This window comes from Allocoleopsis franciscana PCC 7113 (assembly GCF_000317515.1).
GTDB classification, from domain to species: Bacteria; Cyanobacteriota; Cyanobacteriia; order Cyanobacteriales; family Coleofasciculaceae; genus Allocoleopsis; species Allocoleopsis franciscana.
The window spans coordinates 6,610,234-6,630,639 of sequence record NC_019738.1; the positions used below are offsets into that span (position 1 = coordinate 6,610,234).

At 46.8% G+C, this 20,406-nt stretch carries 14 protein-coding genes and 1 pseudogene; 10 read left to right on the forward strand and 5 right to left on the reverse strand.

The features are described from left to right. Positions 1-176: 176 nt before the first annotated feature. The gene (locus MIC7113_RS27185; RefSeq protein ID WP_015185410.1) at positions 177-776 is read right to left on the reverse strand and encodes a hypothetical protein; all 600 of its coding nucleotides are present in this window, start codon (positions 774-776) and stop codon (positions 177-179) included. A gap of 622 nt (positions 777-1,398) precedes the next feature. On the opposite strand from MIC7113_RS27185, the gene MIC7113_RS27190 reads away from it, so the two are divergent. Continuing rightward, positions 1,399-3,147 (forward strand): glycoside hydrolase family 9 protein, encoded by a 1,749-nt coding sequence (locus tag MIC7113_RS27190; protein WP_041780244.1) that lies wholly within the window; start codon positions 1,399-1,401, stop codon positions 3,145-3,147. A 161-nt stretch (positions 3,148-3,308) separates the two neighbouring features. Here MIC7113_RS27190 and MIC7113_RS27195 read toward each other — a convergent pair whose 3' ends face one another. Beyond that, the gene (locus MIC7113_RS27195; protein WP_015185412.1) at positions 3,309-3,752 is read right to left on the reverse strand and encodes an Hsp20/alpha crystallin family protein; all 444 of its coding nucleotides are present in this window, start codon (positions 3,750-3,752) and stop codon (positions 3,309-3,311) included. Between the two features lie 407 nt (positions 3,753-4,159). On the opposite strand from MIC7113_RS27195, the gene MIC7113_RS27200 reads away from it, so the two are divergent. From MIC7113_RS27200 to glpK, 4 genes are all read left to right on the forward strand, one after another. Then, a complete protein-coding gene (locus tag MIC7113_RS27200; RefSeq protein ID WP_015185413.1) occupies positions 4,160-4,534 on the forward strand; it encodes a hypothetical protein in 375 nt (124 codons plus the stop codon). Between the two features lie 366 nt (positions 4,535-4,900). Further along, entirely contained in the window at positions 4,901-5,206 is a 306-nt protein-coding gene (locus MIC7113_RS27205) for an RNA recognition motif domain-containing protein (RefSeq protein ID WP_015185414.1), read from the forward strand. Positions 5,207-5,756: 550 nt separating this feature from the next. Then, entirely contained in the window at positions 5,757-7,193 is a 1,437-nt protein-coding gene (locus MIC7113_RS27210) for a sulfatase family protein (RefSeq protein ID WP_015185415.1), read from the forward strand. Positions 7,194-7,259: 66 nt separating this feature from the next. Next, positions 7,260-8,813 carry a glycerol kinase GlpK gene (glpK, locus tag MIC7113_RS27215; RefSeq protein WP_015185416.1) on the forward strand — a complete coding sequence of 518 codons (1,554 nt, stop codon included), beginning with the start codon at positions 7,260-7,262 and terminating at the stop codon, positions 8,811-8,813. Between the two features lie 43 nt (positions 8,814-8,856). Here the strand turns inward: glpK and MIC7113_RS27220 are convergent, their stop codons facing one another. From MIC7113_RS27220 to pdxA, 3 genes are all read right to left on the reverse strand, one after another. Next, positions 8,857-9,069, reverse strand: a complete 213-nt coding sequence (locus tag MIC7113_RS27220; protein WP_015185417.1) for a hypothetical protein — start codon at positions 9,067-9,069, stop codon at positions 8,857-8,859. Positions 9,070-9,941: 872 nt separating this feature from the next. Then, positions 9,942-10,397 (reverse strand): hypothetical protein, encoded by a 456-nt coding sequence (locus MIC7113_RS27230; RefSeq protein WP_015185418.1) that lies wholly within the window; start codon positions 10,395-10,397, stop codon positions 9,942-9,944. A gap of 216 nt (positions 10,398-10,613) precedes the next feature. Further along, a complete protein-coding gene (gene pdxA / locus MIC7113_RS27235) occupies positions 10,614-11,723 on the reverse strand; it encodes a 4-hydroxythreonine-4-phosphate dehydrogenase PdxA (RefSeq protein WP_041781334.1) in 1,110 nt (369 codons plus the stop codon). A 282-nt stretch (positions 11,724-12,005) separates the two neighbouring features. Between pdxA and petM the strand changes: the two genes are divergently transcribed. The 5 genes and pseudogenes from petM to MIC7113_RS27260 all read left to right on the forward strand — a co-directional run bounded on the left by petM (position 12,006) and on the right by MIC7113_RS27260 (position 20,392). Beyond that, entirely contained in the window at positions 12,006-12,116 is a 111-nt protein-coding gene (gene petM / locus MIC7113_RS27240) for a cytochrome b6-f complex subunit PetM (RefSeq protein WP_015185421.1), read from the forward strand. 187 nt (positions 12,117-12,303) lie between these two features. Beyond that, the gene (locus MIC7113_RS27245; RefSeq protein ID WP_015185422.1) at positions 12,304-13,278 is read left to right on the forward strand and encodes an SDR family oxidoreductase; all 975 of its coding nucleotides are present in this window, start codon (positions 12,304-12,306) and stop codon (positions 13,276-13,278) included. Positions 13,279-13,542: 264 nt separating this feature from the next. Next, a complete protein-coding gene (locus MIC7113_RS27250; protein ID WP_041781335.1) occupies positions 13,543-14,460 on the forward strand; it encodes an NAD(+) kinase in 918 nt (305 codons plus the stop codon). Positions 14,461-14,615: 155 nt separating this feature from the next. Further along, positions 14,616-15,464, forward strand: a pseudogene (locus tag MIC7113_RS27255) (RNA-guided endonuclease TnpB family protein); the annotation flags it as partial. Between the two features lie 119 nt (positions 15,465-15,583). Further along, positions 15,584-20,392, forward strand: a complete 4,809-nt coding sequence (locus MIC7113_RS27260) for a PAS domain-containing protein (protein WP_015185424.1) — start codon at positions 15,584-15,586, stop codon at positions 20,390-20,392. The last annotated feature ends 14 nt before the right edge of the window (positions 20,393-20,406 follow it).

Genomic DNA, 20,406 nt, shown 5'->3' on the forward strand with positions numbered 1-20,406 from the left:
GGGTCGCCAAAAAAGAACCCACCCTGATTAAGGGTGGGCTGAACTTCAATTATGGTAAACTGCTCAACATCTAAGTAAGCATAGCTTGGACGGGCAAGATGCCCATCCCACAAGAAATCTACTGTTCGTTTAGTTGCAAGTTAAATGTGCAACAGCTTGAAGCTCTTACTCTCTCGCTACCGAGACCAGGAGGAAGGAGTATAAGCGCTGCCCTTGCGACAGACTGGCGATGCACCAGCGTCGGGAAGTTGGCTCACATTGTAGTCCTGACCGTTAACCGTAATACTTCCAGAAGCACCTTTTATAGTCCCGAATCCGCAGGCGTTGATGGAAACTCGTCGAGTGGTAGGCGTTGGAATTCCTACAGCTACGCTTTGACTTGGCGTAAATCCTACTACCACAACCTTGCCTTCAGCCGTTTTGAAGTCAGTTGTCCGGGCTTCTGCAAATTGCCCATTTTTACAGCTCGGTAAACTTTGAGTGGGTAAGTTGGCAATCGTTAATGTTTTCGTGCCTACTTGTACCGTTGCAGGAGAAGTTTTAGGTAAAGTAATCTTGACTTCTCCACAACTCCCAGCCACTACAGCTTTGTTGCGTACACGGGAGCCTAAGCCGACTTCAACCTTGCTGCTTGCAGGAGCACTGATGATCACATCCTGCCCAACCCGATACACTTTATTCGATCCAAAGGGAATTGCCCCACCCGGTAATGCGGCGAAAGCCAATGCACCCAAAGTCACAATTGAAGCTTTTCCAATTTCTTGTAGATGTCCCATAGTTCTTCTCTACTGCCTTTTGAAGTGGTTGTAGTTATCTTAAAAAGCTTCCCTTTGAATCAAAAACGGGTAAATTACGGAAAATTTTCTAGGTGCGATGAAAAACTATTCCGAATATTTACTGATGAAAAAAAATTCCTCAAATGGCAGACAGCACTATCGCAGGGATAGGAGAGTGCTTCAGATTGACCTTGTCCCCAACTTGAACCAGCCAGGAAGCTAAGCCGCAGATTGCAACCTATCAAGCCATCCGGACAACAGTAGCCTTAATCAGTAGATAGATTTTGATGTGTTTTTACTTTTGTAAAGACACATTAAATGTATTGTTTTACACTCTTTTTTCAAGCGTTGGATGCTGAATTCACGTCCCCTAACTTTTCTCTTGACAAAAGGAACATTAGGCGGAATGGAGACGACTGGAGATTCTGACAGTCTCCCAATTGGGTAGTCTCCTTTAGTTCCCCCTCCTCCTCGTATGATCTCCGGTCAAAAGGGGCGAAGGCCAGATGTTGCTTGTGTTCCTTGTTCTATGGAGTTCTGGGGGTATCTCCCGGTGTTAAATCTCACGCTACCGAGCAGTATTGAGATCCCAGTCAGCTTGAAGGTAAAAGCTTCAGACAAAATGAAAATCAGCAAAATGTTAATTTTTATTATCGTAATTGCGCTAAGTTGCGTCTTTGCGATCGCATACGGGTTCTCGGCGAAGAGTAATGCTCAAACTCCCAGTAAAGCGGCCGCCTCAAAAATTGTTATTAATCAAATTGGCTACTATCCTAATACTACTAAGACAGCTCTATTGATCAATTTGAGCGCTCCCAAACCTGGCAAAGTCCAACTGGTTAGCAACAGAACTAAACGGACTGTTTTTGAAACTGGATTGAGTGCACCTCAACAAGATGGAGCCAGTCAGGATATCATCCAGACCATTGATTTTTCCAAATTTAACAAGGAAGGTTCTTATTACCTAAAATCCGGCAATATTAAGTCCTATCCTTTCCAGATTGGGAAAAACATCTATCGGGAGACTTTGAGTAAACTCCTCCGTTCTTATTACTTGCAGCGATGCGGTGTTGGTGTACGAGATTCAGCCAGTGGCGTGAATCATCCCCCCTGCCACCTCAGCGATGGACTGATTGCTCATACGGATGCATTCAATCAAGGCGGGAAGCACAAACCTGCGATTGGCGGCTGGCATGATGCTGGGGATTACGGCAAGTATGTGGGGCCAACGGCTGTGACTGTGGGTCGATTATTAAGCCTTTATGAGCAGTATCCCAAACTATTTAGCGATCGCCAACTCGCTATTCCTGAAAGTGGCAATCGCCGTCCCGACATCCTAGATGAAGTCAAGATTGGATTGGATTGGATGCTAACCATGCAACGGGAAGATGGCGCTGTCTACCGTAAACTCTCAGGCAAAGAATGGCCAGGAGCAATTCTGCCCCATGAAGATAAACAAACCCGCTATGTTTATGGCATCTCCACGTCAGAAACTGCAAAATTAGCTGGTGCAATGGCAATGGCTCATAGAATTTATGCCCCCTATGATTCTAAATTAGCTCAAATTTATTTAAAAGCTGCTCAGAAAGCTTGGACTTTCCTACAAAGAGAACCTTCAGCGAAAGTAGATTGGGTTGAAGGAGATGATAGTGGTTCGGGTGCATACCTAAACCAGTCTCCTGAAGGTCGTTTGCAAACAGATAAGAATGATCGGCTTTGGGCTGCCGCAGAATTATTCATTACGACAGGTAATTCAGCCTTTGAGCAATACTTAGTTCAAAATATTGCTTCCTGGACTTATAGTTTGTATGAATGGACAGACCCTTCTACCTTGGGTATGACTGACTATCTGATGTTAACAGGTCGGAAAGAGTCAGAAAATCTAAAACAACAAATCAAGACAAAGCTTCTTCAACGGGCAGACTCTTTGATGCAAAAAGTAGCGGCGAGTGGCTACCGTTTGGCAAATCAAGATTTTATTTGGGCGTCTAATAAAAGGGCGGCTGAAGAGGGAATTACTCTACTTCATGCCTACCGAATCACAGGCAATCAAAACTACTTCCGAGCAGCCGTTGACCAGTTAGATTACCTACTAGGGCGGAATCATTTTAATAAATCCTTTATCACAGGTGTAGGCTCTAACTCTGTACGAAACGTACATCACCGGATAGCACAAGCGAAAAAAATTGTGATTCCAGGGTTGATGGTCGGTGGTCCTAATGCTAAAGCAGAAGATGGAATTGCACCAAAAGATTTAGGGCTTTTAAGTTATCTCGATGATGAGCGGTCTTACGCGACCAATGAATATGCAATTGATTACAATGCTTCTGTGATTGGACTAATGGGAATGTTAATGGCACAGGCGAATTGAACTCCACCTTCTCAGAAGGGACACGGCATAACTAATATTGACCTTAAGGCGAAATATTAGGCTTGCCGTGTCTCTCATAAAGATGAATGGGTTTTTGGATATTCCTCTTAGCTCATCTGAAATTAATAATTTAGATGAGTTAAGACCAAACCCGGAGAAAATTAACCGATGTTGACTTTAACGACTTTAGTCCTTTCGGCTTCAACTTTTGGTAAGATCAAGCTCAAGATACCATTCTTGTAATCAGCTTGAACTTTGTCATTTTGAATGGGAGTCGGTAATGGAATAACTCGCCGAAATTGACCATAGCGGAATTCGCTGCGAGTAACGCCTTTATCTTCAGAGTGCATTTCAGATTGGCGTTCCCCGCTAATGGATACGGCTTCAGCCGTCACATGTACATCCAAATCTTTCGCCTCCATGCCAGGAATTTCCAGTCTTAGCTGAATCGCTTCTGGAGTTTCCTGGATTTCAGCAGGAGGGATAAAGGCAACCCCCATATTTTCCTTAGTGGTAGGGGTAGGTGAAAGACTATCAAACAAGCGGTTCATTTCCCGTTGTAGGCTGTCAATTTCCCGGAAGGGTTCCCAACGAATCAGTGCCATAGCTGTTTCCTCTTAGTTTTGATTTTGTGGTTTCAGAGAATACAGTTCTGAATACCTGTTTCTGATATATAGAGTATTGCAGAAGACAGAGTTCATCAATTCGGTTTTGACGAGCGAAGTATTCGTAATTCCCGAACTCAGATTGACCCGGGGAAAGCCATGAGTTTTCCTGGTGTGTAATTTGCCATACGTTTACTTTCCTTAATGCAAACCCATTGCTCCCTTTGAGAAGAGAAGCGAGGCCAAGTTGGGAGGAGCGATCGCAAGAATATTGTTAAAATAGTATGTATTCATCTCAGCTCCATCTAACATGATTGGTATATATAGCCATAGAGATCGAGCTTTAATTAATATCAACCCACGGTAACCAATAATAAAAAACAATTAAATACAGGGAGCAGTTTGCCATGATACGTCAAATCCTTCTCATTTTAGGCACCACAGCAGTCGTCACGGGCTTAGCCTCAACAGCCCATGCTCAGTCTAATAACCCGTCTAGCTCAAACAACAATTCAGTGACGCTGTCGGGTCAATCTCTGCGTACTGTGGAAAATCGATCCATCTCCGACGATTTCCAAAACTTTTTCAGTGGAACTTCCCAGGGAGGAGAATATCCTACGACAACGAATGTGGGTAGATTGAGGCAATCTCCCTCAAGCTCCCCCATTGGTGATGGGGTAGAAGTGATTTTTAATGATACTCTCGATCCCAATAATCCTTTCAGTTTCCCTAATTCGGGATCTACCAATGACAGCAGACAGCTAAGGGTACTCGTTCGTTGAGGCGACAGTTAACCGACCCAAAAGGCCATTGTTCGTTCGAGGTGTACAAGGGTGGGCAAAATTATGTCAGCCCATCCTTAGGCTAAGGCTAATCCGGCACAAGGAACTGAAAAAAGAAATTATTTATGGCTGTAACGCTCTCTGCATAAGCTGTTCAGTAATGTATAGCCCCAGTATTCCCTCTAAATTAGTCTTTTTGCCGATGACATCGAAACCATTTTCATCACGACCGTGCTACATTAATGAGTGAGAATAAATTCGGTTGCAGTGTTTGTTGATAGTATTAATCGGCTTCTTCCTTTTGGTCTTGGCAGGCTTCTCTCCGAAATCTAAATCTCTACACACCCTAGATTTTGGAGAAAGTCTATGTCAATTTATGTAGGCAACTTGTCTTACGACGTTACGCAAGAAGACCTTAATGGTGTCTTTGCAGAGTATGGTTCGGTCAAGCGGGTTCAGCTCCCCACTGACCGTGAAACAGGTCGTGTACGCGGCTTTGCTTTTGTGGAAATGGGAGCAGAGGCTGAAGAAACGGCTGCCATTGAGGCACTTGATGGTGCTGAATGGATGGGTCGTGACCTGAAAGTTAATAAGGCCAAGCCTCGTGAAGACAGAGGCTCTTTTGGTGGTGGCGGAAACCGAGGAAACAACAGCTTTTCTCGCCGCTACTAAGCTCAATGGCTCTCACCCCAGCGAGTCCGTCTTTGCCTTGCTAAGCGATGCAGGGCTAACTAACAATTAAGCTGAATCAGTCTCATTAACTGGATTCAATCAATAAAAGGTTTAGGCATGAAAGCTTAAGCCTTTTTTGTTTGAGCCAGAAACAGAATTTACAAAAAATCCCCCAGCAGGAGCAGGGAGACAATCTGGAAAGTAAGCCTGTTATGTTCCTGAAGTGGGAACGGCTATCTCAACAGCGGATGAAGGATTCAATCCCCAATAGGTAGCAAGTTAGTTAGAGGGGTTACTGCGTTTGACAAAATTGATAGCTTTATCAGCTTGAGCCGGAGACATTTTTGTGATCGAGCCGATTTTTAGATATTTGCACTCAGTGGTTTGTGATGTCATAGCTCGACGTGTACTCCAAAGAGGTTCTAATTGTACTTATTGTTCCCATCCAGGAGTGAGGGGTATCAGCAAGCTTTGAAAAAGAATTGCATAAGCTCAGTTCTCCCAGAAATAAATTGAGCAGTAATCGTAATCACCCACTGGATGAAGATCTATGAACCGCCCCAACATTAACATTGTGTGGATTTGTGCTGATGACTTCACTCCAGATGTATGCGGTGCCTACGGTAATCAGCAAGTTCACACTCCTAATCTGGATCGGTTAGCATCGCAGGGGATCAGGTTTGATCGCGCCTATTGTTCTTGTCCACTTTCCACTCCCTCCAGGCAAGCTTTCTTTACAGGGAGATATCCCCGCAGCATTGGAGTTACCCTGTCCCGAACACCCTTACCTAAAAATGAGGTAACACTTCCGGTTCTCTTAAAAAGGGTTGGTTATCAAACGGCGGCCTTTGGCAAAACCCACTACTATTTTCCCCGAAAGTATGAATACGATACCTGCGTCGATCTCAGCGAATATCAGGCATGGATTCAGCAGAAAGGCCGGCAACCTATTCCGCCCGAAATTGACGTACTCGGTCATTGGCGACCCTTCCTCGATCCAGCCGCCGTTTGGCTCAACAGTGCCTGTAAACCTTATGGAGCCGTCGATGCAGATATGGCAGGTACATTCTATGCCTCAGAGGCGGCACGTTTTCTCCAGAGTACGGCTCAGCAACCCTTTTTTCTCTACGTCAGTTTCTATGAAACCCATTCCCCCTTCTGGTTTCCCGTTGAATTCCGAAACCGCCATACGGCTAGTGAATTTACGGTTCCCGAACTCACAGCCGAAGACTTCGAGCAAATTCCTGCCGTCTTTCGCAACCTAACCAGGCCAGAAAAACGAGGCATCCAGGCTGCCTACTATACCTGTACTGAATTCATGGACAAGAACGTGGGATTGGTTTTGGAGGCTCTCGACCAATCAGGTCATGCCGACAACACCCTCGTCATTTTCACCAGCGATCACGGTTACCTGCTTGGTCAGCATGGACGTTTCGAGAAGCACTGCTGTTTTGAAGGGGCTGTGCGTGTGGCTTTGCTCATGCGTTTTCCGGGTGTCATCGTATCAGGGCAAGCGTCGAACGCCTTGGTTGAACTTATTGATATTATCCCGACTATTTTTTCCTTATGCGATGTACCCATCCCCGACAATCTTCATGGACGTTCGTTTGAGAGAGTCTTGCAGGATGCAACGCAAGTACATCGCGAACAGGTGATCGTTGAATACGCCGACAACGCAGAGGCGATGATTCGCACGGAACGATGGAAGCTCATCTACTCTACTGGACGACGCAGGCGAAAAGATGGTTACGCACTGAATAGCTTTACCACAGAGCGATCGCTTCAACTGTACGATTTGGTGAATGATCCAGACGAGACCGAAAATTTGGCGGCTAAGACCGAACATTCCGATCTGGTTAATGCCCTAATCGATCGGCTTGCCGACCACATGCGACGTACAGAACGAGACGCGCAGTCAGTTCCTTCCAGCCATGACAGCCATACTATCCTTGAATACTGTCTGCCACCGAAAGATGCTGACTTTTGATAAGGGTCTAACATGGCGGGTGGAAACTATCAGTACTATATAGTACTAACAATCGCCAGCTAAACTATGACCGATCGCGCACCTGCCTATATTCTCGCCCTCGACCTTGGTACTACAGGCAATCGGGCGATTCTGTTCAATGCTGAAGGCGCAATTGTTAGCCAAGCGTATAAAGAACTAACTCAGTATTACCCGCAACCCGGTTGGTTAGAACATGACCCTAGAGCCATTTGGGACGATACGTTGTGGGCAATGCAGACAGCGTTGCAGAAGGCGGGGGTAGCCGCTTCTGCTGTTGCGGCAATCGGGATGAGTGTGCAGCGAGAAACCTGTTTGTTATGGGACAAAACTACAGGACGACCCTTACATAATGCGATTGTATGGCAGGATCGGCGTACAGCACCCCTATGCAATCAGTTGGCTGAGCAGGGTTATGCGGCTGAAATTAGCGATCGCACAGGCTTAATCCTCGATGCCTACTTTTCTGCCACTAAGTTGGCTTGGTTACTAGAGCATATTCAACGACAGCAAGACCCCCCGATTGACCTCGATAACGTCCTGGCTGGAACCATTGATACTTGGATTCTCTGGAACTTGACAGGAGGACAGGTTCATGCGACAGAACACAGTAATGCCAGCCGCACGATGTTGATGAATCTGGCAGAACAGCAATGGGATAGCAAGCTGTTAAAACTTTTTGGTATTCCAGGGCATCTGATGCCGAAGATTCAGCCAAGTTTGGGGTTGTTCGGTTACACCCAACCTGAGTTGTTGGGAAATGCGATACCGATTACCGCGATGTTGGGTGATCAGCAGTCGGCGTTATTTGCTCATGGTTGCAATCATCCCGGTTTGTTAAAGTGTACCTACGGGACGGGCTGTTTTCTCATTGCTCACACAGGCGAACAGTTGCCGCTATCGCAAAATCAACTGCTTTCCACTATCGCTTGGACACAGCCAGAAATTGAGAGGGAAGTAGCCGGGGAAAATTCTCTTCATTCTCGTGATTACAAAGTTGGCTATGCCTTGGAAGGTAGTATTTTCACAACCGGAGCCTGTATTCAGTGGTTGCGAGATGGCATGAAGCTGATTACAGCGGCGGCGGATACAGAACTGATGGCGCAGCGAGTGGCAGATAACGGTGGCGTTTATTTTGTCCCGGCGCTTAGTGGATTAGGTGCGCCCCACTGGGATATGAGTGCCAGAGGAGCATTCTTTGGCATTACCGGCGGAGTGCAGCGGGAACACATAGTGCGATCGGTACTAGAGGCGATCGCATACCAAGTCAAAGAAGTCGTACAGGCCATGAATCAGGATACCAGTACCGAAATTGCTCGGTTAAAAGTAGATGGGGGAGCCTGTCAGAATAACTTCTTAATGCAATTTCAAGCGGATGTCTTGGGTATTCCTGTAGAACGTCCCAAGGTACTGGATGCCTCAGCTCAAGGAGCAGCCTTTGCGGCTGGCTTGGCGGTGGGATTTTGGCAAGATTACACGGCACTCACATCAAGCCGTCAAATTGATCGTGTTTTTCAGCCTGGGGAAGGGGTTACCCAGGCGCAGGGGTGTTTTCCCACCTGGCTCGAAGCGGTTAAAAGAGCTAAGCACTGGGCAAAATAATACTCTTAGAGAACGTCAAGGTGTGGCAGTATGAGAGATAGTCTCAACGGCTTTGCCTGTTGCCTGGATGGCTTTGAACACCACGATCTGTTCTAATTTCTCTGAGCAAGATAAACAGCTTGATTCTTGCTGCGCCATGAATGCCATGTTGATCAGCAAAGCGCTGAATATCTTGCATCTCTTCTGGGGTGAATCCGGTTGCAGGGTGGTGTGGCGTGGGAAATAGGTTTTCGTTAGACTTCGTTTCAATACTCATTGATTTCCCTCTCCTACTAATCACGATTAATCATTCGCTTTCAGAGAAACTTTGGCATAGTTTGCCCTTCACCGATTTCTTAAAACCGTTGTTCTCAAAATCCTTGGTTTATGAGTGCCTATATTTCTCAATCTGTTTAATTTAATTCTAACAGAGATAAAATGAATTTTGGTCTAACCAAAACATAGCTTATTCAAATTGAGCCTAGTGAATTTTAGTGTTAATTGTGAAGAACAGCAGTGCTTGATTTATTGAACGAATAAGCAATTATTAGGAATATCCTGCTAAAAAATGAAATTTTCACAAATTCTTCACACTCATTTCATAGACTCAAAACTACTGCTTATATGCCCTCACCTTTGGAAGATCGGGGAGGGCATTTTTTCATAAAAATTCTCATGCTGTTGATGTTCTCGTTGCCTATTTCACAAAAATTTCACAACCGATTAGTACATTGTTAGTTGGAAGCTTTTGGACTACTAATTTGCCCTCCTTCCGTGCTTGGGGGGCAGTTTTTTTTTCTTACTTCCATCCCAAAGCTCAGACGACCGTCTAACGAGGCTCATTGTAAGGAACTGGTAGATGCCCCTTGGCAAGGATGTATAGCAGAAGGCAGAAGGCAGAAGGCAGAAGGCAGAAGGCAGAAGGCAGAAGGCAGAAGCTTTGATGTTGATTACTGGTAAGTGGTCGCTCTCGTCCGTTAAAGAAAGTCCTAACCTTTATGACGACAGCTATAAATCATTGTGAGTGGTAGCAGAAAAATTGTGTAATCTGTATTTTTAGAACTGTTGTGCTTACCCTTTGAGGCAATGCCTTACGTTTGAGCGCCTACTACACAACTGGGCAATTATTCTGGCTCGACTTGCTCACGTCTAGCGCTTCGCAAAGATTCCCAATCCGATATAACAAGACGGTAGTGAGCATTTTTCCATTCTCACCGTGATCTGATATCTGTCCTCAGATGGTGGCTTAAAGGTGACGACAGCAACAGGATCAGCCGTGGGAGTAACCATAATGCTTTTGCCATCCTTGTCTTTGATCGCCAGCCGAATCTGATCACAATTGCGATCGCACACCGCGACGAAACTATACTCGCGATTCGGATAGAGCATTACTGTCTTGGGGGCTTCGGCTTTGCGAGCCAACTTCGTCACATTAGGAGGGAACGATAGCTGATAGCCCTCATCCTTTGCCGTTTTAATGGCGTGTTGAAGCTGATTATTCACTTCTTGCTCATATTGCTCTAGAGGTCGAGCGGTTGCCGCTCTATTGAGCACAGTGCTAAACAGCACAGCGATTGTCAGAAAAATGAGAGGCTTAATCTTCATTGTATTTTTTGGCTTTTCTAAACATCTGTAAACGTGTCCATGACAGGAGATTTTATCCACAGTACACAGTAGATTGAAACATGCCTATATGGCGCAATCCCCCAGAAACCACCGTCATATTGTAGGGGCAACGATGAGTCTGTTAAAGTTTCCCTGCGCCCGGTCGTTGAAGCAATCTCAATAACGTACTCGCTAGCCTCCATAACTGACAACTCTCTAAACGGTTCTTAAACGCTGATTGACGAGTTCAGTGGCTAGCTGAATCGCCGCTTTCATACTTGTGGCATTGGCAATACCTTGACCTGCAATATCAAACGCCGTACCGTGATCGGGAGAAGTCCGCACAAAGGGTAGACCAATGGTGGTGTTGATCGCTCGGTCAAATGCCATAAGTTTGACAGGAATTAAGCCTTGGTCATGGTAAAGCGCCAGATAGGCATCCGGGAGATTGGGGATTTGAGATGTTGGGTCTTGGATGGAAGATCCGTACCACGCTTGCCCAGCCTTGACCCAAAGTGTATCAGGTGGGACAGGCCCATCAAGCCGTAATTTAGGACGTGAAAGGCGCTCTTGTTCTAACCAAGGAATTAACCAATCTTGCTCTTCACGACCCAATTGTCCTTGCTCCCCACTATGAGGATTTAAGCCAGAAATCGCAATCCGGGGTGTCTCGACGCCAAAATCAACCCGCAAGCACTCCACGAGCAAGTCCAGTTTTTTGCTCATTAATTCCGGCGTTAGGGTGTCTGGGACTTGACAAAGGGGAATGTGTGTGGTTACCAGAAGAGTGCGAAGTAACCAATCGGTGTGAGGCGATCGCGCTACAAATAACATCCCAAATCGCTCAACTCCGGCATACTTTGCCAGAACTTCAGTTTGTCCGGGATAATCATGTCCTGCGGCCTTCCATAATGACTTGGCAATCGGGGCGGTGACGATGCCATCAAACTCACCTGCAAGAGTACCTGCGATCGCCTTTTCTAAATAGGCAAAACTTGCCGCACCACTCGCCGCCGTTCCAACACCTGCCGTAATTTGATGCTCAATTAACTTGTCTAACTCAATATCGACAATCGATAAGTGTTCTGGATCAACCAATGCCTCTTGATTTTCCAGGGTTTGCCGCAGTTGGGTGTAGGTGGTTTGCAAAAGCGATGGACTGCCAATGACCGTAATTTCACAATTGTTCGTTACTTTTGGGTCTGCCAATGCCTTGAGGATCACTTCTGGGCCAATTCCTGCTGGGTCTCCTAATGTAACCGCTAAGCGAGGACACTCTGGCTGTGAGCGGTTTTTTTGTGTAAAGAAAGTTTTCTCGGTCTTCATTTTAAATATTCCCCAATTCGGTGCGACGACAACCATTTCTAACGTCTTTTCCTTTCTTATTGACTGCCGTGCTGTTCTAAAATACACCCTATGGGTCTGGATGCCTTTTAACGCATCTGGTTCCAAGCGGGATGAGAGAGATGACTGATCAGGGTTTAAGCTCTCTATATTGATCCAACGGCTTGGCGATCGCGCTACGCACACGCTTGGTAAATACCTTTGCCCCTTGGGGTGATCACCCTTTGACACACACTTTACCAATCCATTAGGAGATTAAAAAAAATGAGCGGTGAGATGTTTAACGCAGCAGTATTGTCTTTTACCCTGATTTTGGTCGGTTTGGGCTTGGGCTTTTTACTGCTCAAAATCCAGGGAGGCGAGGAGGAAGCTTAAGGGTTTGGCCGATGTGAGGTTAGCAGGGCAAGCCAGAGTAACGCTTGGTTCTGTGCCTCCATCGGCCTTCTGCCAAACTAGGGTTTTGGCAAGGTTAGAGTGCTTTGAGTGACTTTTACATGGAATCGATCACCGATTTCTGATAAGATTATTGAGAAAGTTTAAGATTCTTTACTAAAATTCCTTGATGAACTTGTTGGTCGTAGGTGCAACTGGCACCCTGGGAAGACAGGTGGTTCGTCGTGCACTCGACGAAGGCCATCAGGTCCGATGTTTGGTACGCAGTCCCAGAAAAGCTGCCTTTCTCAAAGAATGGGGAGCCGAACTGGTACAAGGAGATCTCACTGCCCCCGAAACTTTGAAACCCGCCCTCGAAGGAGTCACGGCTGTCATTGATGCGGCAACATCAAGAGCGACAGACTCTCTCACCATTAAGCAGGTGGATTGGGACGGCAAAGTTTCATTGATTCAAGCCGCAGCGACGGCGGGTGTTGAACGCTTTATTTTCTTCTCAATTCTAGATGCTCAAAATTTTCCCAATGTCCCGCTGATGGAAATCAAGCGGTGTACGGAACTGTTCTTGGCTGAATCGGGATTGAACTACACGATTTTACGACCCTGTGGCTTTATGCAAGGTCTAATTGGTCAGTACGCCATTCCGATTTTAGACAAACAGGCGGTTTGGATTACTGGGGAAAGTTCTCCCATTGCTTATATGGACACTCAAGATGTTGCCAAATTTGCGGTTCGCGCCCTTGAGGTTCCAGAAACTGTAAATAAGTCCTTTCCCGTAGTGGGCACTAGGGCTTGGGGAGCTTATGAGATTATCCGCCTGTGTGAGCGATTGTCCGGGAAAGAAGCCAAAATTGCGCGACTGCCTCTGAATTTGCTGCGGGCTGTGCGCCAGATTCTCAGGTTTTTTCAGTGGGGCTGGAATGTATCGGATCGCTTAGCCTTTACCGAAGTGTTGGCAAACGGGAAACCCCTGGATGCTCCAATGGATGAAGTTTACGAAGTATTAGGTCTAAATCCTAAAGAAACAACAACCTTAGAAGCTTACCTGCAAGACTACTTCAGCCGAATTATGAAAAAGCTCAAGGAGATCGAATTCGAGAAAGACAAAGCGAAAAAGAAGAAGAAGACTCCCTTTAAAACTCAGTAAAGGATGTTTTGACACACAAAAGGCGATTATCATATATCAAGATAAAATAAGTTGATAAGCAAAAATACTGGATTCCTTGCTCAAGGCATTCCCTGAAAAAGGCATAGGAGTGATGGTTGAGTGCTACTACTCTCCACTCCGTGCCTCTTTACGTAGTCGCTCTTGTAGTGAACCGTTGGTAGAGTATTGCCAGGGAACGTCCTTGTTTAAGGTCACACCAAAGCGCTAGTTCAGTTTACTTGACCCCGACGCAGACTGGTGAGCATACCCAAAGCAGGCATCATTTACAACGATCTTAAACCCGTAGCTTGTCGCCTTGCCGTAGAGTTGCAAGACAAATTGAGTGCGGCGGGTTGGGACGTTTATATGACGACAGGAGTCGGAGGAATTCTGGGTTATTCACGCCCTGATTCACCGATTTGTCATACGCCAATTGATAAGTTGGCACCTCCTGGTTTTGATGAAAAGATGACCTTTGCGATCGCTTTGGGAGGAGATGGTACAGTTTTAGCCGCGTTTCGCCAGGTTGCTCCCTATGGTATCCCGTTGCTCACCATCAATACGGGTCACATGGGTTTCTTAACTGAGGCTTATGTGAACGAGTTGCCTCATGTTTTGGAAAAGTTACTAGGGGGAGATTATGAGATTGAAGAGCGGACGATGCTGTCGGTTCAGGTTGTTCGCAAGGAAGCGATTTGGTGGGAAGCGCTGTGCTTGAATGAGATGGTACTCCATCGAGAGCCGTTGACCTGTATGTGCCATTTTGAGATTCAAATTGGGCATCATGCCTTGGTGGATATTGCAGCAGATGGGGTAATTCTCTCAACACCAACTGGCTCGACGGCTTATGCGCTCAGTGCTGGGGGCGCGGTGGTGACACCTGGGGTGCCGGTGTTACAATTAGTGCCCATTTGTCCTCACTCGTTGGCGTCTAGGGCATTGGTATTTGCGGATAGTGAACCAGTGGCGATTTTTCCGGCAGCACCCAATCAGCTAATTTTGGTGGTGGATGGTAATGCCGGGTGCTATGTGTTGCCGGATGATAGTGTCAAGGTTGAGCGATCGCACTATACGGCTCGGTTCATCCGCTTGCAACCCCCAGAGTTTTTCCGAATCTTACGCGAAAAATTAGGTTGGGGTTTACCTCATATTGCCAAACCTACGTCGGTAGAATTGCCGTAGAGAGAAATTCTCTCAGGCTGAACCCCTGACTCCAAAACTTCTTCAAACTCAAAACCTTTTCAATAATTTATTTTTGAGTTTTAGTAAAACTGGAGAGACAGTTGATTCTTCAAGGGGACTATCATTAACAAGATGTGAGCGGGAAATCCCCCTGAATTGAAAGTTCCCTCAAATTTCCGGGTCGTGTCGGTTGTGTCAAGGCTAGGTTACATAGAGAGATTGAAGGGACTATCAAAACAGTAACAATCAGTCAGAACCCATCAAGAAAGTACTATGCGTCTATTTTGGTGGAACTAGAGGGTGACTATCCAACACCGCACACTAACGGAAAAATTGCAGGCATAGACTTAGGAATTAAGGATTTTGCTATTGTTCACGATGGTGTTAAAACTTCCAAATTTGCGAACCCAAGACATTTGGGTAAACATGAACGCAACCTCAAACGGAAACAACAAAAGTTAGCTAGAAAAGAGAAAGGGAGTAAATCAAGGGATAAAGCTAGAAAATTAGTAGCTAGGGTTCACGAACGAGTCAGTAATGTTCGTCAGGATTTTCTACACAAGCTTTCCCGAAAGCTCGTTGACGACAACCAAGTCATCGTAGTCGAAAGTCTTCATGTCAAAGGCATGGTTCGTAATCACAAATTAGCCAAAGCTATTTCTGATGTCGGTTGGGGAATGTTTGTCAATTTCTTGCAGTATAAGCTAGACCGTGAAGGTAAAGTACTTGTAGAAATAGACAGATGGTTCCCCAGCTCAAAACTCTGCTCAAATTGTCATTATCAAATAAGCGAGATGCCACTAGAAGTTAGAGCTTGGACTTGTCCGAGTTGCGGCACTCACCATGATAGGGACGAAAATGCGTCTCAAAATATTAGAGCAGAAGGAATCAGAATGCTATCGGTCTTAGGAACTAGGACTGCTGCTGACGGAGGGGATGTGAGTCCAAAGCTTGGACGCAAGTCTAAGTTGACGCAATCCCCCGTGAAATCAGAAACTGCCTGAGAGCGAAGCTCACTGGCAGTAGTTCATAATTCTTCAAGCATCAGTCTTCAGGCGGATTCTCCTCTGAGAGTAACTCAGCTTGAATGGAGAAGACCGTGTATGTATACGGATGGCTTTTCATGAAGCGCGACGCCACAGGCAAGTTTGTTAGCAATTGGAACTCGGAGACGAAACAACGAGTTAGCGTATCTCTGACTAATACAGCATGGCGATCGCTCGATCGAGAGGCTCACAAGCGAGGAATTTCTCGCTCTGAAGTTATTGAACGCTTTGCCCGCACTCTAGAACTAGAAAGCGAACAGTTGCTCGCTGCCCAAGAAACCGATCGCAAGGTGGCAACAATTCTGGAAAACCTTACAGATGCGTTTGTTGCCTTCGATCACAACTGGCGCTACACCTATGTGAATCATGCGGCGGCTCAAATCCTGCATAGAACGCCAGACGAGCTATTGGGAAAGCACGTTTGGCATGAGATTTTTCCGGAGTTGGTTGGTGGACTTGCCTATCAGGAACTCCATCGGGCAGTAGCGGAACAAGCCCCTGTTTCTTGGGAAGAATTTGGGGAGCCGGTTCAGCGTTGGTTAGAGGCAAATGCCTATCCCTCAGCAGAAGGAGTAGCCGTTTATTTTCGCGATATTACAGAACGCAAGCAAGCGGAGGCAGAACGAGAACGCTTGTTGCACGAGCTGGAAATTGAACGCGCTCGATTTGAAGCCGTTTTGCGACAGATGCCTGCTGGCGTCATCATTGCCGATGCGGCATCCGGTACGTTAGTTCTGGCGAACGAACAAGCCAAGCAGATTGTTGGGTATGACTACGAAGAGTCGCTTGAGCTTGAGGAATATGTTCCCATTACTCCATTTGAAGCCTTTAGCTCAGATGGTCGAGTGTATGCCCCTCATGAGTATCCTCTGGCGCGATCGCTACAAACAGGTGAGGTCGTTACCAGCGAAGAAATGGCACTTCATCGAGATGATGGTAGCCGCATCTTCATTAACATCAATTCAGCCCCGATTTTAGATAGCCAGGGACAGATTGTTGCAGCCGTTGTGATCTTCAAAGATGTGACGGATTACAAACAGGTTGAACAGGCATTGCGAGAGAGCGAAGAACGCCTGCGATTGGCACTGACAGCGGCTCAGATGGTTGTCTGGGATATGGATTTGCAGCGCGATCAGGTGCTGTGTTCTGCGAATGCTCTAGACATTTGGGGTCTTCAAGAAGGCACGGCAGAAGACTTTTTTGCAGTCATTCATCCAGATGATCGCCAACCGGTGATGCAAGCAGCCCAAAGGGCAATGGCTGGAGAAGAGTCCTATATGAAGGAGTACCGAGTCATCGATCCACACGGCACTACGCGCTGGATCAATAGTCAAGGGCAAACCTATCTGAATAATGCTGGGCGAGGAGTTCGTCTAATCGGCGTTTCCGTCGATATCACGGAACGCAAACAAATGGAAGCGGAGCGCGATCGCCTTTTAAAACGAGAACAATCTGCCCGACGAGAAGCAGAAACCGAACGGCAACGGTTGCATGACATCCTGATGCAATTACCTGCCATGATTGGCATTGTGAAAGGCCCCGATCTGGTGTATGAATTTGCCAATCCAACGCTTCTGCAAGTGGCTGGGCGCACTCCAGACATAATTGGGAAATCAATGCGGGAGATTTTCCCGGAGTTAGAGGGGCAAATTTACTTTGACGCGGTCAAGCGCGTTTACCAAACGGGAGAACCGTTCATTGGGAATGAGTCACCGGCTTACTGGGATCGGAACGGCGATGGTGTGTTGGAAGAAGCATTTTTCAACTTCACCTTTCCGGCTTGGCGAGATGCTCGGGGAACGATTCAAGGGGTATTGCTTTATGGTATTGAGGTGACAGCCCAGGTACAGGCTCGCCAACAGATTGACTCACTACTAGCAGAGCTTCAGCATAAGGAGAGGCAGCAGCAATTCCTGATCGAATTGAATGATGCGATTCGTGCCATTCAAGACTCCCAGGAAATTATTTGGCAGGTAGTTCGCGATACGGGGCAACACTTCCAAGTTACTCGTTGTACCTATGGTGAAATTGATGCCACTCAGGAATACGTCATTGTCGATCGCGACTATTGCAATGGTGTAATCAGCGTGGTGGGTAGACATCAGATGGATTCGTTTGGTCGTGAACTCATTGCTGAATTAAAGCAGGGCAAAACTATCGTTGTCGATGATGTTGATACCGATCCTCGGACTGCCGGATCGGGAGCTGCTACCTTTGACGCAATTCAAACCAAATCTCTGCTGTGTGTTCCCTTGGTAAAAGCAGGGCGGTTTGTTGCATTGTTGGTGTTGCACCATATTTCTCCTCGCCACTGGACGAAGGAAGAGGTGGTGCTGATGGAGCGAATTGCTCAAAAAACTTGGCTAGCCGTGGAGCGATCGCGGACAGAAGCGGAATTGCGAGAAAGTGAAGCTCGCCTGCAACTCGCGCTGAGGGTTGGACGCATGGGAACCTGGGACTGGGATATGCAGACCCATGCATCGCTTTGGTCAGAAGGACACTTCACCGTCTTAGGTCTGCAACCCAATGAGTGTGAACCCAGCTATGAGATTTGGGCAAGTCGGGTTCATCCCGATGACTTAGCAGAAGTTGAGGCAAAGCTTCAGCAAGCCTTAGCTGACAAGAAGGAGTTTCACGATGAATATCGTCTGCGTTGGTCAGATGGCTCCATTCACTGGGTCGAAGCGAGAGGGAAGTTTACTTATGATTCTCAGGGAAATCCCAAGCACTCGATCGGAGTTGTCATTGAGATCACAGAACGCAAGCAAGCCGAACAGGAACGAGAACAACTACTAGAACGCGAACGTATTGCCCGTTCAGAGGCAGAAGCCGCACAGCACCAACTGGCAACTATTTTTGACACATCTCCGGTTGGACTTGCCCTGTTAGATGAAAAGCAACGATTTATTGCGATCAACGAAGCTTTAGCAGAAATTAATGGATTAACCCGCGAGCAACACTTAGGACATTCCATTCCAGAACTTTTTGGTCACTCCGATCCTCAATTAGTTGAAGTATTTCATCAGATCTATACCACAGGTAATCCCTTCATTTCACCCAACTTTGCGGTGAATGTTCCCGGACGCAATGATCGCCGTCCCGGTTACTACAACGTTTACTATCTTCCGACCGTTAACTCAAAGGGTCAGGTTGAAGGGGTTTTGGTTTATGTGGTAGATGTGACGGAACGGTTGCAGTTAGAACATGCTCAACGCTTTCTCTCTGAGGCAAGTGCGGTGCTTGCCTCCTCACTCGATTATCAAACCACTCTAGAGCAAGTCGCGCAGCTTACAGTGCCGGAATTAGCGGACTGGTGCACGGTTCACATGGTAGAAGAAGATGGTGCGATCGCGCAGATTGCGGTTGCTCACATCGATCCGGCTAAGCTGGAATGGGCCTATCAGATCAGAGACAAGTATCCACTAAACCCAGATGACCCGCGTGGTGCTGCATATACATTGCGAACTGGGGAATCTGATTTAGTGCCGGAGATTCCCGATGAATTGTTGGTACACGCAGCGCGGGATTCAGAGCATTTAGAGATTCTGCGGCAGGTTGGATTCAGATCTGTAATGACGGTGCCACTACGAACTCAGACACGAATTCTAGGGGTCATCTCCTTTATCTCAGCCGAATCTGAACGACAATACACCCTGACAGATTTGCAACTGGCAGAGGAATTGGCTCGTCGTGCTTCCTTGGCGATCGACAATGCTCAGTTGTACCGGGTGGCTCAACGCGATCGCGCAAAAGCAGAAGCCGCTAACCGGATTAAAGATGAATTTCTAGCCGTATTGTCCCACGAGTTGCGATCGCCCCTCAACCCGATTCTGGGCTGGACAAAATTGCTACGCACTGGGCGACTCGATGCCACAAAAACCCAGCAAGCGCTGGAAACGATCGAACGCAACGCCAAACTGCAAGCCCAATTAATAGAGGACTTGTTGGATGTTTCCCGGATTCTGCAAGGAAAAATGATGTTAAACGTCGCTCCTGTGAATCTAGGGACAACGATTGAAGCCGCCCTGGAAACGGTACGACTGGCAGCCGAAGCCAAACACATTCAAATCCAGACCCTACTTAATCCCATTTTTGGAACAGTTTCAGGTGATACAAATCGCCTCCAACAAGTAATCTGGAACCTCCTCTCCAATGCCGTGAAGTTCACCCCAGCCGGAGGACGTATTGAGGTGCAACTAAAGCAAGTTGGCACGTATGCTCAGATTCAAGTTAAAGATACTGGAAAAGGCATCAGCCCAGAGTTCTTACCCTACGTGTTTGACTACTTCCGTCAAGAAGATGGCACAACAACCCGAAAATTTGGCGGACTGGGATTGGGATTAGCGATCGTCCGTTATTTTACCGAATTGCATGGAGGCACTGTTCAAGCAGACAGTCCAGGACAGAACTTAGGGGCTACATTTACCATTCGGCTACCGTTAAACGTCGTAGAGCCAGAACCCTCGTCTGATCACAAACACCCAGAAAGTGCGACAGACTTAGCGGGTGTTCATGTCTTGGTTGTGGACGACGATGCAGATATGCGGGAGTTGGCAGCATTTACCCTGATGGGGTCTGGTGCAGAAGTTACGACAGCCGCTTCGGCTGCACAGGCGTTGACTTTCCTGAATCAATCGGTTCCCGATCTGCTGTTATGTGACATAGGGATGCCAGAGATGGATGGTTATGCGCTGATTCGGCAAATTAGAAAGTGGTCACCTGAAAAGGGAGGTATGATTCCTGCGATCGCTCTTACCGCCTATGCTGGAGAAATCAATCAGCAGCAAGCCTTAGCTGCCGGATTTGGGATGCATATCTCCAAACCTGTCGAACCAGAGGAATTGGTAAAAGCGATCGCCCGTTTGCTTACAGCCATTTTCAGGTAAATAGACCACATTTG